Raw genomic sequence first — 15,519 nt, forward strand, 5'->3', positions numbered from 1 at the left:
GTATTAATGCGTAATTAAAATAAAACCCCTGTAAGTATTTTACCTACAGGGGTTTTATTTTAGTTTTTAAGCGTGGTTATTCAGCAGCAAGTGCTTGTTTAAATACATTTTTAAAGCGTTCGAAATCTTCAATGTGCGGCAAGTGCCCTAAATTATCCAGTTCAAATAATTGTGCGTCAGGGATAAGTGTGGCAGCGTGTTTGCCTAATTTATCATATCGACCAAGCTCGTAATCAACACCGTCTTTTTTCCAGTTACGGCCAGGGCCGGTTCTATCGCGTGTACCAATAATTAATTTAACCGGTACAGTTAAATCTTTAAATTCGGTTATTACAGGTTGAGTGAAAATCATATCGTATGTTTTTGCATTTACCCATGCCATTTGTTCTTTATCCGGGCCTTGTATTTGCCCTGTTATAAAGTCGGTTAAGGCTGAATATGTGGCATTCCACTTACCATCGTAGTAATTTTTTTGTTGGTATTTTCTTACGCCTTCTGGCGTTTTTGAAAATTCGTTTTTATAGAAAAAATTTGTATCTTTGTAATCAACATACTGCAGGTAGTTTTCAAGCCCAATAGGGTTAAGTAAAATTAATTTACTAGTTGTGTTTGGGTACATTAGTGCAAAACGACTCGCTAGCATCCCACCCATAGAGTGCCCTAATACAATTGACTCTTTTATATTAAGTGAGTCCATTAACGCATGAGTATGATGAGCAAGAGCCGCAAATGAATACTGGTAATTAGTTGGTTTAGATGATTTTCCAAAACCAATTTGATCAGGAATTAATACGCCGTAGCCTAAAGATTGCAGGTATTGCGCAGTGGTAGTCCAGTAATCTGCATTAAAATTTTTGCCGTGCATAAGCGTCACTGTAGGCATGTCGGATTTGGTAGGCTTTAAGTAAATATACGCCATTTTAAGGGACTGTTTTTGTGACTCAATGTTAAAGTAATTTACTTTAAAGTCGTACTGATAACTGCTTAAAAGTGCATCATAAGAAAGTGAAGAGGTATCTAGCGTTGTGCTCGCTAATGCATTGTTTGTTAATAACAATAAAGTAGAAAAGCAAATAACTTTAATCGACGACATTTGGTTACTCCAATTAAGGACAAATAATATGAGCTCTAATATATAAAACTCAGAATAATTCATTATAGTAACCAAACATTAAGTACTATTCAATTGAGGCTTTGTCATGCTCAACGTTGTTTAATTTGGAGATGAAAAAAGCGAAGCTAAAATAGAGCTTCGCTTATTAATGTAGGGTAAAACGAGTATCGTTAAAGCTTAAAACGTCCACTCAATATGGATTTGTGGCACTGACTCAGTGACTTCAGTACCTAGTTTATTGTGCCAGTATTGTAATTCCATACCCAACAGTAGTGTGTTTTCTTTCATTTGAAGAGCGTGGCCCATATCCCATACTAAAATAGGCTGTGCGAGTATCCACGCCTCTACATCGTTACCAAATTCATCTTCACGCTCTGCAATGTATTCAGCGTGGCCTTTAAAGCTAAATTTTTGTGAGCCAATATTAAAAGGGTATTCAAAGGCAACATCAAGCATCCAGCTATTTGTTTCAATAGGAGCCCCGCCTTTTGCTACACCTTCACTATCGTCAATGTAAGCTGTGAATAGCGTTTGAAAAAAGTTAAACCCAGGTACATCCCAGCTTAATTTAACACCAGGCAAGTATTTCATTACTTTAGCGTCGCCAGCAACGTTAATACCACCGGTAAGGCCCACATCTAATAATGCGCCTGCGCCAATTTTTTCGCCGCTAATGGCCGATAAGCTTACCGTTGAATACCACTCACCATAAAAATCAGCATCTTGGTAACCATCATCGGTATCGTCTTTACTGTAATCGATAAAAAAGAAGTTATCGCCGTAATCGTAACCCGATGCATGTTGAACCGAGTAAACAGTGGTGTTTGACTCTTGCTCAGTGAATGGGTTTTTTTGGTCGCCATTATTAATATGTAGTGCTGTGCTGCTCCAATTAGCCGCAAAAGCAGAAGACGATAAAGCAATTGATGTAAAAGTAACGAGAGGAAGTAATTTTTTAAATTTCATATCTGTATTTAACTATAATTTTAGTGACACGCGAAGGCGCGCATTATAGCAAAAGTGATTGATATGTAGAGTATTATTTTAACATATGTTGCAGCTTACTTATTAAGCTGCAACATAGTGTCGGTGTTTAAACTATGCTTTATTACGGCGTAAGCAAATAACTGCAATGGCTGTAAATGCTAAAATAAAGCAGTAATAAGAAGACGTTGATACTTCCCACGGGCTAATTTTAAACGTAGCACCTAATAACAATGCTTGGGCACCGTATGGCAATGAACCCTGTGTAACACAGGCAAATATATCAAGTAAACTGGCAGAGCGTTTACCGCTTATTTCACCGTCATCTGCTAGCTTTTTAGCAATAGGACCCGCGACAATAATAGACACTGTGTTATTAGCAATACATACATTACTTGTTAAAACTAATGCGGCAATACCTAATTGGTCAGCTACTTTACGGTGCCATTTTGCAATGATTTTAGTAATCGCTTGAATTTTTTGAGCAATGTAATCAAGGCCACCATTAATACGAATAAATTCAGATAAGCCACCAATAAACATAGAAAGTAAAAATATTTCCTGCATATCAGTAAAGCCTTTGTAAATGTCTTTTACAAAGCTTGCGCCTTCGTAACTACCGGTAAAGCCCATTAATGCGGCAAAAATAATACCGCTAAACAACACTACAAATACGTTCAAGCCGGCAACTGCTAACACTAAAATAAAGGCATAAGGAAGTACCAACCAAATATCATAGTCTTTAGTTTCAACTACTTGTGCAGCAGGTGTTAAATAAAACAATAAGCCAATAGTCAGTATTGCAGCAGGGACAGCAATTTTAAGATTCTCTTTAAACTTGTCTTTCATTTCACAGCCCTGCGTGCGCGTAGCTGCAATAGTGGTGTCTGAAATAATAGATAAGTTATCGCCAAACATAGCGCCAGATACAATCGTACCTGCCATTAATGCTGGGTCTATACCTGTTTTAATTGATACCGCATAAGCGATAGGGCCAATGGCGCCAATTGTTCCCATTGACGTACCCATTGCTGTTGATACAACGGCCGCAATTAAAAACAAACCAGGGAGCAATAACGAAGGTGGGATAAGTGATAATCCTGCATTTACTACCGCATCTACTCCACCGGTTGCACTTGCCACAGCCGAAAAAGCACCTGCAAGTAAGTAGATTAAACACATGGTAATAATATTGTTGTGTCCGGCACCTTTAATAAAGGTCTCTACACATTGGTTTACCGTGCCTTTATTTAAAATAAACGCAAGCATGATGGCGGGCAATATAGCAACAGGTGCAGGTAGTTGGTAAAAAGCATAATCAACCCCTTGCGATTGCAAATACAAACCTGAGCCTAAAAATAGCGCTACAAAGGTAAGTAGGGGAAGTAAAGAAAGTATTGCTTTGTTTTTATTAAATGATGGCTGCATCATAATCCTCATAACCAGTAAAATTTATCACAGCCAAAACTCCTCTTTTAGCTGAATTTAGCAGTACAACTTTTTATTTTAAAAAGTTGTTAGCCGCAGCGTCCGCAAGCCAAAGACCAAATCGACGCGAAAGAGAAGTTTAAATGTATAGATGGCTAAAGTAAACTGGTATTGTTATTATTATTAAATTAAAAGGTCACCTGACTATTGCATGACTTTTAGATAATATCTATAAAGCAACGCGATTTTCAGCGATTAATATTTATCCAACTGCATAAAAATACCCACCTGCGTATTTTGCAATGTCCGGATATATAGCTAATAAACGGATTCAAATAAAATTAGGTAAAAACCATGACTACAAATCGAATAGGTGTTTTTGGTGCTAACGGCAGAATGGGCTTAGCCCTATTAGAAGCCGCGACAATTAAAGAGCAAACACAACTTACAGGCGCATATGTTCGTAGTGGTTCATCGCTATTGGGCATTAATGTAAATCAAGTAAATAGCGCAGCCGATAACAGTGTTAGCTTTAGCGACGAAAGTACAATAGATGATGTAGATGTTTTAATCGACTTTACGCTGCCAGCGGGTATGAAAAACCATTTAAAAACAGCTGTTGCACAAAAAATTCCTATGGTGATTGGCACAACAGGTTTAACAAATGATGATATGGCGCTATTACACGATGCCGCTAAACATATCCCTATTGTATTTGCGCGAAATTACAGCGTAGGTGTCAATGTATTACTTAACCTTGTGCAAACTGCAGCGACTAAATTTGGTGACGATTTAGATATCGAAATATTTGAAGCGCATCACCGTCATAAAATAGATGCACCATCGGGTACTGCACTGGCAATAGGTGAGTCAATCGCGCAAGCGAAAGGCTGGGATCACGACGAGGTTGCGGTATATGACCGAAGCCAAGTAGAAACAGCGAAATCTCAAAATGAGATTGGTTATTCTGTCCTAAGAGGGGGCGATATAGTAGGTGAACATACCGCATACTTCGCTACAATGGGCGAAAGGCTTGAATTAACACATAAAGCAAGTTCGAGAATGACGTTCGCTCTAGGTGCTATAAGGGCTGCAAGCTGGTTAAAAAACAAACCTGCTGGACTTTATGATATGCAAGATGTGCTAGATCTTAAGTAGTTTAGTTACTATTTTAACTGTTTGGGTCTAATTTCACCTACAGTGACTTATTTGTAACAATTAACCAAATAATGTTAGACCTAAATAGCAACTTCATGTAATATGCAGCCAATTTGCCAAAAATTACTAAATGCGTGTTTCCAATTATACCCAAGTGGCTAGTAAATCCAGGGTTTCAGTGGGAATGAAAATAGTTTTAGGCAAGAAAAATGATTGAAGGTTGAATGCTTTACATCTGCATCATTTAAGACTGCGTAAAACAATTTAAGCTCACAAAAATCTGGTTTTGACGATCCCTCTGGGTATTGGCGGGGTGTTAAGCAATTGCTTACTCCCGTTTTTTACTGTTAGGAGGTTTAACTTGACTAAATCCGCTCTGTTAGTCCTAGAAGACGGCACAGTGTTTCGCGGTACTGCAATCGGCGCTGACGGCATGTCAGTCGGTGAAGTGGTATTCAATACGTCTATGACTGGTTATCAAGAAATTTTGACTGATCCATCATACGCGGAACAAATCGTAACTTTGACGTACCCACATATCGGTAATACGGGTACCAACAGCGAAGACGAAGAAGCGAATCAAATTTGGGCTAAAGGCCTAGTGATCCGTGATTTGCCACTGCTAGCAAGTAACTTTCGTAACGAGCAATCGTTAGATGATTACTTAAAAGAACGTAATATTTTAGGTATTGCGGACATCGACACCAGAAAGCTAACTCGAATTTTGCGTGATAAAGGCGCACAAAACGGGTGTATTGTTGCCGGTGACGAGCTAGACGAAAATAAAGCGTTACAAGCCGCGCAAGCCGCGCAAGCCTTCCCAGGCTTAAAAGGTATGGATTTAGCAAAAGTTGTCTCAACCAAGGAAAATTTTGAGTGGCGCGAATCAAGCTGGACATTAGGTGAAGGATTTAAAACCCTTGACGCTGCTGATGAAAAGTTTCATGTTGTTGCCTACGACTTCGGTGTAAAACGTAATATTTTACGTATGCTTGTAGACCGTGGTTGTAAACTTACAGTAGTACCAGCGCAAACTTCTGCCGCTGACGTACTTGCTTTAAACCCTGATGGTATCTTCCTATCTAATGGCCCTGGTGATCCTGAGCCATGTACTTACGCTATTGAAGCCATTCAAGCCTTTTTAGAAACCGACACACCTATTTTTGGTATCTGTTTAGGTCATCAGTTATTAGCCCTTGCCTCAGGTGCTAAAACAGAAAAAATGAAATTTGGCCACCACGGTGGTAACCACCCAGTTAAAGACCTAGACCGTAATGTAGTTATGATCACAGCTCAAAACCATGGTTTTGCAGCTCAAGAATCAAGCCTACCAAGTACGCTTCGTGCCACGCATAAATCGTTATTTGATGGAACGCTTCAAGGTATTCATCGTACTGATAAGCCTGCGTTTAGCTTCCAGGGTCACCCTGAAGCAAGTCCAGGTCCACACGATGCAGCACCATTATTTGACCACTTCATCGATTTGATGCAAGCGCGTAAACACTAATTTAACTGGAGTAATAATGCCAAAACGTACCGACATAAAAAGCATTCTTATCTTAGGCGCAGGCCCAATTGTAATTGGTCAAGCTTGTGAATTTGACTACTCTGGTGCTCAAGCGTGTAAAGCACTTAGAGAAGAAGGCTATAGAGTTATATTAGTTAACTCAAACCCTGCAACTATCATGACCGATCCTGAAATGGCCGATGCTACCTACATCGAACCAATTCACTGGGAAGTGGTAGAAAAAATTATTGAAAAAGAAAAGCCAGATGCAGTACTGCCTACAATGGGTGGTCAAACAGCATTAAACTGTGCACTTGATTTAGACAAGCACGGTGTGTTGGCTAAGCACGGCGTTGAGCTAATTGGCGCAACGGCGGATGCAATCGACAAAGCAGAAAACCGTGAACGCTTTGACGTAGCAATGAAAAACATTGGCCTTGAATGTCCTCGTGCTGAAATTGCTCACTCAATGGAAGAAGCTAAAGATACAATGAGCCGAATTGGCTTACCATGTATCATTCGTCCTTCTTTCACCATGGGTGGCACCGGTGGCGGTGTTGCTTACAACATGGAAGAGTTTGAAGAAATTTGTGAGCGCGGTTTAGACTTATCGCCAACAAACGAATTATTGATTGATGAATCACTGATTGGTTGGAAAGAGTACGAAACAGAAGTTGTACGTGATAAAAACGATAACTGTATTATTGTTTGTACCATTGAAAACTTTGACCCTATGGGTGTTCACACTGGCGATTCAATCACCGTTGCACCAGCGCAAACGCTAACCGACAAAGAATACCAAATTATGCGTAACGCCTCTATGGCGGTATTACGTGAAATTGGTGTAGAAACTGGCGGTTCTAACGTGCAGTTTGGTATTAATCCTGAAGATGGCCGTATGGTTATCATTGAGATGAACCCACGCGTATCACGTTCATCTGCACTTGCATCAAAAGCAACGGGTTTCCCAATTGCTAAAATTGCTGCAAAGCTAGCAGTAGGTTATACGCTTGACGAGCTTCAAAACGATATTACTGGCGGTAAAACTCCAGCATCTTTTGAGCCTTCAATCGATTACGTTGTAACAAAAATTCCTCGCTTTAACTTTGAAAAATTTGCCGGTGCTAACGATCGTTTAACTACGCAAATGAAATCAGTTGGCGAAGTAATGGCGATTGGTCGTAACCAACAAGAATCATTACACAAAGCATTACGTGGTCTTGAAGTGGGCGCAACAGGTTTTAACCCAATAGTTGCACTTGATGACCCTAAAGCGAAAGAAAAAATCATCCGCGAATTACGCGAACCAGGTGCTGAGCGTATCTGGTACATTGCCGATGCAATGCGCCATGGTATGAGCGTTGATGATGTTTATGAGCTGACTAAAGTTAATCGCTGGTTCTTAGTACAAATAGAAGATATTTTAAAAGACGAAGCAAAAATTGGTGAAGTAGGTATGGCTGGTTTAAATGCCGACTTCCTACGTAAACTTAAACGCAAAGGTTTCGCAGATCCACGTATAGCTGAAATTGCTGGTGTATCTGAAGCTGAAATTCGTAAAAAACGTCACTTATTAAACATCGTGCCAGTATACAAGCGTGTTGATACGTGCGCCGCAGAATTTAGCTCAGACACAGCTTACATGTACTCATCTTACGATGAAGAGTGTGAAGCAAACCCAACAGATAAAGACAAAATCATGGTTATTGGTGGCGGTCCTAACCGTATCGGCCAAGGTATTGAATTTGATTACTGTTGTGTACATGCCTCGCTTGCGCTTCGCGAAGACGGTTATGAAACCATTATGGTTAACTGTAACCCTGAAACGGTTTCTACCGATTACGATACATCTGATAGACTATACTTTGAGCCAATTACACTTGAAGACGTACTCGAAATCGTACGTGTTGAAAAGCCAAAAGGCGTTATCGTGCAGTACGGTGGTCAAACACCACTTAAATTAGCACGTGAGCTTGAAGCGAATGGCGTTCCAGTAATAGGTACTTCGCCTGATGCGATTGACCGTGCAGAAGACCGCGAACGTTTCCAACAACTTGTTGAGCGTCTGAACTTACTTCAGCCAGAAAATGCAACAGTAACTTCAACTGAAGAAGCACTACTTAAATCAGTCGAAATTGGTTTTCCACTAGTTGTACGTCCGTCGTATGTACTAGGTGGTCGTGCAATGGAAATTGTATACGATGAAGACGATTTACGTCGCTACATGACCGAAGCTGTATCTGCATCAAACGAAGCACCTGTATTACTGGACCGTTTCTTAGATAACGCAATTGAAGTTGACGTTGACGCAATTTGCGACGGTGAGCAAGTAATTATTGGCGGTATCATGGAGCACATTGAGCAAGCCGGTGTTCACTCTGGTGACTCAGCATGTTCATTACCAGCACATTCTTTATCGCAAGAAGTGCAAGATGTAATGCGCAAGCAAGTAACAGATATGGCGCTTGAGCTTGGTGTTGTTGGCTTAATGAATACACAGTTTGCTGTAAAAGATGGCAAAGTGTACTTAATTGAAGTTAACCCGCGTGCCGCACGTACTGTACCGTTTGTATCAAAAGCAACCGGTGTAGCGCTTGCAAAAGTGGCGGCTCGTTGTATGGCGGGTCAGTCTTTGGCAAGCCAAGGTATTACTAAAGAAGTGATCCCTCCTTATTACAGCGTTAAAGAAGTTGTTTTACCATTTGCTAAGTTTCAGGGTGTGGATCCAATTCGTGGCCCTGAGATGCGCTCAACGGGTGAAGTGATGGGTGTTGGTGATACTTTCGCCGAAGCATTCGCAAAAGCACAATTAGGTGCAAGCAACACTTTACCACGCGGTGGTCGCGCGTTATTATCTGTTCGTAATAGCGATAAGCCACGCATTGTTGAATTAGCCAAGATTATGACCGACTTAGGTTTTGAACTTGACGCAACGGGTGGCACGGCACAAGCTCTTGAAGAAGCTGGCATTGAAGTACGACGTGTAAACAAAGTATATGAAGGCCGCCCGCATATTCTTGATTATATCAAGAATAAAGAGTACAGCTATATCGTTAATACCACCGAAGGTCGCCAAGCGATCGAAGATTCGAAGGTGTTACGTCGTGGTGCATTGCAAAATAAAACCAACTATACGACAACCTTGAACGCGGCTTTTGCTAACTGTACTGCTAACAAAGCAGATGACCGTAGTAAAGTAACGTCAGTTCAAGAGCTACACCTGCGATTGAACTAAGGAAATGTGCCAAGGCCAACTAGGGCCTTGGTGTTAAGTGAGAAAAGTATGCAATCAATTCCGATGACAGTTCGTGGCGCAGATTTACTGCGCAAAGAGCTTAACGAATTAAAAACAGTTACCCGTCCAAAAATTATCGCCGACATTGCTGTTGCGCGTGAACACGGTGACTTAAAAGAAAACGCTGAGTACCACGCTGCACGTGAGCAACAGGGTTTTTGTGAAGGTCGTATTCAAGAAATTGAAGCTAAACTTTCAAATGTTCAGATAATCGACGTAACTAAAATGCCAAATACGGGCAAAGTTATTTTTGGTACCACAGTAACTATAGTAAATGTAGATACGGATGCTGAAGTAAAATACCGTATTGTAGGCGATGATGAAGCAGATATTAAAAACAACTTAATTTCTGTTAATTCACCGATTGCACGTGGCTTAATTGGTAAACAAGTAGACGATGCAGTGTCTATCCAAACGCCAAAAGGTATCGTTGAGTACGAAATCATTGAAGTTGAGTATCTTTAACGCATAACTCACTTTAACGTTTTAAATAAAAACCGATGTATTTACATCGGTTTTTTTATGCCTTAAATAAATCACTATACTGATAAAGGTGTTCATATTGCATAAAGAGTGAGCATGATGATATAGGTACATAATCACTTCATTAAAAGGAACACTCAATGGCTAATATACTTTACCCAGCGCCTTTAAAAGTAGGCTCTAAAATTGCTATTTGCTCGCTTTCATCTGGGCTAAAAGAAAAGTATCACGGACGATTAGATATTGTTATAAATGGACTACAACAACGAGGGTATAATGTTGTTGAAGGCGAGTTTTTACGTCAAAACAAACCACGTGAACAGCTTAATGCTAAAGCGCATGCTAAGCAGCTAATGGGTTTTTTATTAGATGATGAAATAGATGCGATTATGCCGCCAATGGGTGGTGAGCTGGCAATGGAAATACTGCCACTACTTGATTTTAACGCCATTAAAGAAGCAAAGCCTAAGTGGTTAGTTGGTTTTTCTGATGTGAGTACTATTGCATGTGCACTCACTGCTAAGTGCCAATGGGCAACCCTTCACAGCGCCAATCTTATGCAATTACATCCAGATGAAAAAAATCCGTATAGCTTACAAATATTTGAAACTCTGACCTACGAAGCCGGTAGTAAATTTGAGCAAGGTCCTTCTTCTTTATACCAAAAAAATAAGCCTAATTACGCGCAAAACCCGAACGAATTACTCAGCCCGAGTGAGCCCACAAACTGGCAATGTTTAAACTACACAGATAAACGTACCATAGAAATGTCTGGCCGGTTATTTGGTGGGTGTTTAGATACCGTAGGTTTATTGCTCGACTCGCCATTTTTAGCGCTGCATGAGTTTAAAAAGGACAGTGCGCCCGAAGGGCTTATTTTATACCTCGAAAATTCAGAACTTACACCAACAACCGTTGCACGATTTTTACTGTCATTAAAATTAGCCGGAATATTTGATGATATCAATGGCTTGGTTTTAGGGCGAAGTGAAATAACACAAGGTCATTACGATGCCTTTGATTATCGCCATGCGTTAGATGTAGCGCTAGGTGGGTGTTTATTTCCTGTAATTTTTGATGCCGATATAGGGCACGTTCAACCTAACTTAAATTTGGTCAATGGTGCTACCTGTACGCTAGTTGCTGATATAAACGAAGGTATAGTAGATCGCGCATCGTTAAATATTCAACTTTCGTAGTTTTTATTGTATTTAGTTTTGAAAAACAAATAAATACAAGCGTATAATATGCCTACAGTAAGTGCTAATGCTTACTGTAAATTCTCAGGGCGGGGTGAAATTCCCCACCGGCGGTATGTTTAATGTTTTTTATGACTTAAACGAGCCCGCGAGCGCTTTATTTAACTTATTTTAGGTTAAGTAAAGGTCAAGCAGATCTGGTGAGATGCCAGAGCCGACGGTTACAGTCCGGATGAAAGAGAATATGGCTTATTATACTAAAACCAATTTTATTAAAGACATGACCGTTGTATCGCGTTAAGTGAGCTATTTTTCTTTGCGCTATAATTAGTCACTAATTTAATGTTATTGGTATAACAGTGTGCGCTGCATTTTGCTGCGTGCTTTTTGTTATTTTATTTAAGCTATTTTGGTAGTGATCGCTTTAAATTTAAGTGATGTATTACTGATCCTTTCACAGTCCTGAATCTATTATTTTTATTTGGAATATAATGATGATTCAGTCTCTACTTACTCAATTCGGCGAAAGCCATACCCGCGTACAAAGCGCAATCACTGCACTACAGCAAGGCCAAGGCGTACTTGTTGTTGATGATGAAAACCGTGAAAATGAAGGCGACTTTGTTTTTTCAGCTGAGCATTTAACGACTTCTCAAATGGCCGAAATGATCCGCGAAGGCAGCGGTATTGTTTGTTTATGCATGGGGGATGAGCGCATTAAACAGCTCGACTTACCGCAAATGGTAGCTAACAATACGAGTCAAAATAACACCGCTTATACAGTCACTATTGAAGCTAAGCATGGCGTAACAACAGGTGTGTCTGCTGCTGATAGAGTAACTACTATAAAAGCAGCGACAGCGGATAATGCAAAACCAAGTGATTTATCGCGCCCAGGGCATGTATTTGGTTTAAAGGCACAAACGGGTGGCGTATTAGTGCGTCGCGGTCATACCGAAGCATCCGTTGATTTAATGCAACTTGCCGGCTTAAAACCATTTGGCGTAATTTGCGAGCTAACAAATCCTGATGGCTCAATGGCGCGCTTACCTGAGGTGAGTGATTATGCTAATAAACATAATATGACCGTGGTTTCTATTGAAGATTTAGTCCAATACATTCAGGCTGCACAGCGCAAAGTAAGTTAAACTGCTTTAAAGCAAAAAAACCACTTATTTAAATAAGTGGTTTTTTAATATTGTTATCATTTAAGTTTATAACGTATTACTTATAAAACCTGAATAACTTGCTCTTTTGCTAAGCGAGATTTAGGTAATTTAGCATTATAATCTTCAGCGCTATCATGATAGCCAAGTACTAATGCGACGTCGCATACGTAACCATCAAGTTCTTTTTCAAAGACTTCGCCAATCAGCTCGGCATCTACGCCTTCCATTGGGGTTGAATCAATGCCTAAACGTGCAGCGGCATGCATAGTGTTACCCAGTGCAATGTAAGTTTGTGCTTTAGTCCACTCTTCATTAACGCCTTGCTCATCAGTATTCATATCAACAAACGCATAAGCACCAAAAGCTTGTTCGCGATTTTCTGCTTTAGTACGGCCATTTTTAATATCTGCATCAATAACTTGTGCGTAGTCATCGCGGGTATATTTAGGATTGTGAGCGAATAATATTATATGCGAAGCTGTTTTAATATGTGGCTGGTTAAACGCAAATTTATTAGCAAATGTACTATGCATACGCTCTTTAGCCTCATCTGATTCAATTACGATGAATTTCCAAGGCTGCGAGTTAATAGATGATGGAGATAGGCGCATAGCTTCGTAAATAACGGCTAAATCGTCTTGAGATACACGTTTCGTTGCATCGTAACGTTTTGCTGTGTAACGCTTTTCTAAGTCATTAAGAATAGGGTGAGTCATTAGTTTCTCCATTGAGTAGGTGTTTTACCAGTATTTACTATGTTGAGTCAGTTTTAGTAAAAACAAACCCTTTTAAAAATTTATTACAAAAATAATATCGTGTTTTTAAATCACTCTACTTATTTGATTCAATTGATATCTACGTAAAGTAAGGCCTATCAATATAGCTAGGTACGGATAGTAGTGGGTTATTACAATATGATAAACAGGTATATGGTTGAATCATTATCAAATATTATTAGGTAATAGTTTCTTTAATAAATATAAATACAGCCATAGCCACCCAAAATATTGGCTGAAGACACCAATTACATTGGTGCCTTCAATTAATTCAGGCTGCGCGTGTTTAGTATTTATGGAATTAAAAACCTTCCAACACTATTTTGCCAATAGAGCGACCTTCTTCAAGTTCTGCGTGTGCAATACGCAGGTTAGCCGCATTTATAATGCCTAAATTTTTACCAATCGTTGTTTGAATATGGCCCTGATCAATTAACTCAGCAACATGATTTAGTAACTTGCTTTGCTCAATTAAATCTTTGGCATTAAACATTGAGCGGGCAAACATAAATTCCCAATGTAGCGATAAGCTCTTCATTTTTAATTTACTCACATCTAATGACTCAGGATCGTCAATCATTGCAATTTTACCAAATGGTGCAAGTACCTCCGTATACGCTTCAAAGTAAGTATCAGTACTGTGCAGACTTGCTACATGTGTTACCGATCCAATGTTTAATGCGTCAATTTGAGCCGGTAATGGTTTTGTATGATCAACAACATAATCTGCGCCTAGTTTTTTAACCCATGCTTGTGAGCTTTCACGCGATGCAGTGGCAATCACTGTTGCACCAGTAATCGCTTTAGCAAGCTGGATAAAAATAGAACCAACGCCGCCTGCGGCACCTGTTACTAAAATAACTTCGTCTGATTTTGTTGTTGCATCAGCTGATTGTTTTACAATGTTTAAATGCTCAAATAATAATTCGTACGCTGTTATTGCAGTAAGGGGTAATGCAGCAGCTTCAGCATCGTTTAAGCTTTGTGGTTTGAACCCTACAATGCGCTCATCCACTAATTGAAATTCTGCATTACTACCTGGGCGGGTAATATCACCTGCGTAGTAAACAGCATCGCCAGGTTTAAATGCCGTTACAGCATCGCCGATGGCAACAACTTCACCAACAGCATCCCAACCAATAACTTTTATTTCACCATCAGCAGGGGGCATAGATACACGCACTTTGTAATCTGCTGGGTTAACTGCAATAGCTTTAACTTTAATTAATAAATCACGACCTGTTGCAACTGGCTGTGGTAATTCAACATCAATTAACGATTCAGGATTAGAAACAGGAAGAGATTTTTTATAACCAATGGCTTTCATAATAAGTGTCCTAATTTGTTTACATATAAGGTGCAAGCCATGCTTTGGCTAGCTGATGGATATATAGTAGACCTTGCTTTAATATAGATAAACCGCATAATTGTTGTATCATTATCAAATATAAATAGATAATATGAACATAGAAGATTTAAAACTTATTTTAAAAGTAGCTGAGTTTAGAAGTATTACGCTCGCAGCTGCTAAGTTAGATATGCGTACAGCCACAGCAAGCGCGGCTATTAAACGTGTTGAGGCAGCCCTTGGTAGTGAGCTATTTGTTCGTACAACACGTCATTTAAGGTTATCGGCTGCTGGGGAGCGCTACATACCACAATGTGAGCAGGCTTTAGCTGTACTTGAGCTTGCAAAGCAAAATCTAAAAGGTGAGCACGACGAAATTGAAGGCGAGCTGCGGGTTGCCCTTTCATCTGACTTAGGCCGTAACTTAGTGATCCCATGGATTGATGAACTCATGGACACTTATCCAAAGCTAAGTTTAAGAACGCATATAAGTGATAGTAATATCGACTTTTACCGTGACTCAGTTGATATAGCGCTTCGTTATGGCTCGCCTAATGATGCTAGCGTTTATGGATTCAAAATTTGTAACGTACCGCGCTTGTTATGTGCAACTGACGAATATCTCTTACAGAACGGGGCTCCCATGCATCCCGATGATTTAGCGTCGCATCAAGGTTTGTTTTATCAGTTGCAGGATATTATAAATAATACGTGGGAATTCACCGATGGTGAGTCAAAATATAAAGTTAAAATGAATGGCAGGCGCGCCTCAAACGATGGCGATTTAGTAAGGCGCTGGTGCGTTGCGGGTAAAGGCTTGGCTGTAAAATCAGCCCTTGATATAGCCGATGATTTACTCAATGACAGGGTGGTTACTGTAATGCAAGATTATCAACATGTTAATGGTGAACTTTGGCTTATTTGCCCAAGTAGGCAGTCAATAACCCCAGCGGTGCGTTTACTACGTGATGCATGCAGAGCAAAATCCCAAGCTATTTTGCAGCAGTTAGTAAATAAAGGAATTATTGATAAAAGCGTACTGAGCTAATTTAGGAAGA

12 protein-coding genes and 1 riboswitch are annotated in these 15,519 nt (G+C 39.9%); of the genes, 7 read left to right on the plus strand and 5 right to left on the minus strand.

The window, feature by feature from the left end; genetic code table 11:
* Nucleotides 1-76 precede the first annotated feature (76 nt).
* From H5161_RS15290 to H5161_RS15300, 3 genes are all read right to left on the minus strand, one after another.
* The gene (locus H5161_RS15290; protein WP_182769607.1) at nucleotides 77-1,093 is read right to left on the minus strand and encodes an alpha/beta fold hydrolase; all 1,017 of its coding nucleotides are present in this window, start codon (nucleotides 1,091-1,093) and stop codon (nucleotides 77-79) included.
* Between the two features lie 198 nt (nucleotides 1,094-1,291).
* A complete protein-coding gene (locus H5161_RS15295; RefSeq protein WP_149602436.1) occupies nucleotides 1,292-2,080 on the minus strand; it encodes a nucleoside-binding protein in 789 nt (262 codons plus the stop codon).
* 132 nt (nucleotides 2,081-2,212) lie between these two features.
* Nucleotides 2,213-3,526, minus strand: coding sequence for a Na+/H+ antiporter NhaC family protein (locus H5161_RS15300; RefSeq protein WP_182769608.1), 1,314 nt, complete (start codon nucleotides 3,524-3,526; stop codon nucleotides 2,213-2,215).
* A 354-nt stretch (nucleotides 3,527-3,880) separates the two neighbouring features.
* Between H5161_RS15300 and dapB the strand changes: the two genes are divergently transcribed.
* The 6 genes from dapB to ribB all read left to right on the plus strand — a co-directional run bounded on the left by dapB (nucleotide 3,881) and on the right by ribB (nucleotide 12,316).
* A complete protein-coding gene (dapB, locus tag H5161_RS15305; RefSeq protein ID WP_004335398.1) occupies nucleotides 3,881-4,684 on the plus strand; it encodes a 4-hydroxy-tetrahydrodipicolinate reductase in 804 nt (267 codons plus the stop codon).
* A 361-nt stretch (nucleotides 4,685-5,045) separates the two neighbouring features.
* Nucleotides 5,046-6,191, plus strand: coding sequence for a glutamine-hydrolyzing carbamoyl-phosphate synthase small subunit (carA, locus tag H5161_RS15310; protein ID WP_182769609.1), 1,146 nt, complete (start codon nucleotides 5,046-5,048; stop codon nucleotides 6,189-6,191).
* A 16-nt stretch (nucleotides 6,192-6,207) separates the two neighbouring features.
* On the plus strand, nucleotides 6,208-9,426 hold the full coding sequence (gene carB / locus H5161_RS15315; protein WP_039487473.1) for a carbamoyl-phosphate synthase large subunit: 3,219 nt from the start codon (nucleotides 6,208-6,210) through the stop codon (nucleotides 9,424-9,426).
* Nucleotides 9,427-9,474: 48 nt separating this feature from the next.
* Entirely contained in the window at nucleotides 9,475-9,951 is a 477-nt protein-coding gene (gene greA, locus H5161_RS15320; RefSeq protein ID WP_004335404.1) for a transcription elongation factor GreA, read from the plus strand.
* Nucleotides 9,952-10,109: 158 nt separating this feature from the next.
* The gene (locus tag H5161_RS15325) at nucleotides 10,110-11,168 is read left to right on the plus strand and encodes a S66 peptidase family protein (protein ID WP_182733697.1); all 1,059 of its coding nucleotides are present in this window, start codon (nucleotides 10,110-10,112) and stop codon (nucleotides 11,166-11,168) included.
* Between the two features lie 76 nt (nucleotides 11,169-11,244).
* A riboswitch (FMN riboswitch) is annotated at nucleotides 11,245-11,416 on the plus strand.
* A gap of 246 nt (nucleotides 11,417-11,662) precedes the next feature.
* Nucleotides 11,663-12,316 carry a 3,4-dihydroxy-2-butanone-4-phosphate synthase gene (ribB, locus tag H5161_RS15330; protein ID WP_182671740.1) on the plus strand — a complete coding sequence of 218 codons (654 nt, stop codon included), beginning with the start codon at nucleotides 11,663-11,665 and terminating at the stop codon, nucleotides 12,314-12,316.
* Between the two features lie 80 nt (nucleotides 12,317-12,396).
* Here ribB and H5161_RS15335 read toward each other — a convergent pair whose 3' ends face one another.
* Both H5161_RS15335 and H5161_RS15340 read right to left on the minus strand, forming a co-directional pair.
* A complete protein-coding gene (locus H5161_RS15335; protein ID WP_182715806.1) occupies nucleotides 12,397-13,053 on the minus strand; it encodes a nitroreductase family protein in 657 nt (218 codons plus the stop codon).
* 361 nt (nucleotides 13,054-13,414) lie between these two features.
* On the minus strand, nucleotides 13,415-14,440 hold the full coding sequence (locus H5161_RS15340; RefSeq protein ID WP_182715805.1) for a zinc-binding alcohol dehydrogenase family protein: 1,026 nt from the start codon (nucleotides 14,438-14,440) through the stop codon (nucleotides 13,415-13,417).
* Nucleotides 14,441-14,573: 133 nt separating this feature from the next.
* Between H5161_RS15340 and H5161_RS15345 the strand changes: the two genes are divergently transcribed.
* Nucleotides 14,574-15,509 (plus strand): LysR family transcriptional regulator, encoded by a 936-nt coding sequence (locus H5161_RS15345; protein ID WP_138489302.1) that lies wholly within the window; start codon nucleotides 14,574-14,576, stop codon nucleotides 15,507-15,509.
* The last annotated feature ends 10 nt before the right edge of the window (nucleotides 15,510-15,519 follow it).

It is taken from the genome of Pseudoalteromonas sp. SG43-5 (assembly GCF_014164345.1).
Lineage (GTDB): Bacteria > Pseudomonadota > Gammaproteobacteria > Enterobacterales > Alteromonadaceae > Pseudoalteromonas > Pseudoalteromonas distincta.

Bases quoted from the DNA above. Each gene is read 5' to 3' on its own strand.
- H5161_RS15290 (WP_182769607.1), bottom strand. From the start codon at position 1,093: ATGTCGTCGATTAAAGTTATTTGCTTTTCTACTTTATTGTTATTAACA.
- H5161_RS15295 (WP_149602436.1), bottom strand. From the start codon at position 2,080: ATGAAATTTAAAAAATTACTTCCTCTCGTTACTTTTACATCAATTGCT.
- H5161_RS15300 (WP_182769608.1), bottom strand. From the start codon at position 3,526: ATGCAGCCATCATTTAATAAAAACAAAGCAATACTTTCTTTACTTCCC.
- dapB (WP_004335398.1), top strand. From the start codon at position 3,881: ATGACTACAAATCGAATAGGTGTTTTTGGTGCTAACGGCAGAATGGGC.
- carB (WP_039487473.1), top strand. From the start codon at position 6,208: ATGCCAAAACGTACCGACATAAAAAGCATTCTTATCTTAGGCGCAGGC.
- greA (WP_004335404.1), top strand. From the start codon at position 9,475: ATGCAATCAATTCCGATGACAGTTCGTGGCGCAGATTTACTGCGCAAA.
- H5161_RS15325 (WP_182733697.1), top strand. From the start codon at position 10,110: ATGGCTAATATACTTTACCCAGCGCCTTTAAAAGTAGGCTCTAAAATT.
- ribB (WP_182671740.1), top strand. From the start codon at position 11,663: ATGATTCAGTCTCTACTTACTCAATTCGGCGAAAGCCATACCCGCGTA.
- H5161_RS15335 (WP_182715806.1), bottom strand. From the start codon at position 13,053: ATGACTCACCCTATTCTTAATGACTTAGAAAAGCGTTACACAGCAAAA.
- H5161_RS15340 (WP_182715805.1), bottom strand. From the start codon at position 14,440: ATGAAAGCCATTGGTTATAAAAAATCTCTTCCTGTTTCTAATCCTGAA.
- H5161_RS15345 (WP_138489302.1), top strand. From the start codon at position 14,574: ATGAACATAGAAGATTTAAAACTTATTTTAAAAGTAGCTGAGTTTAGA.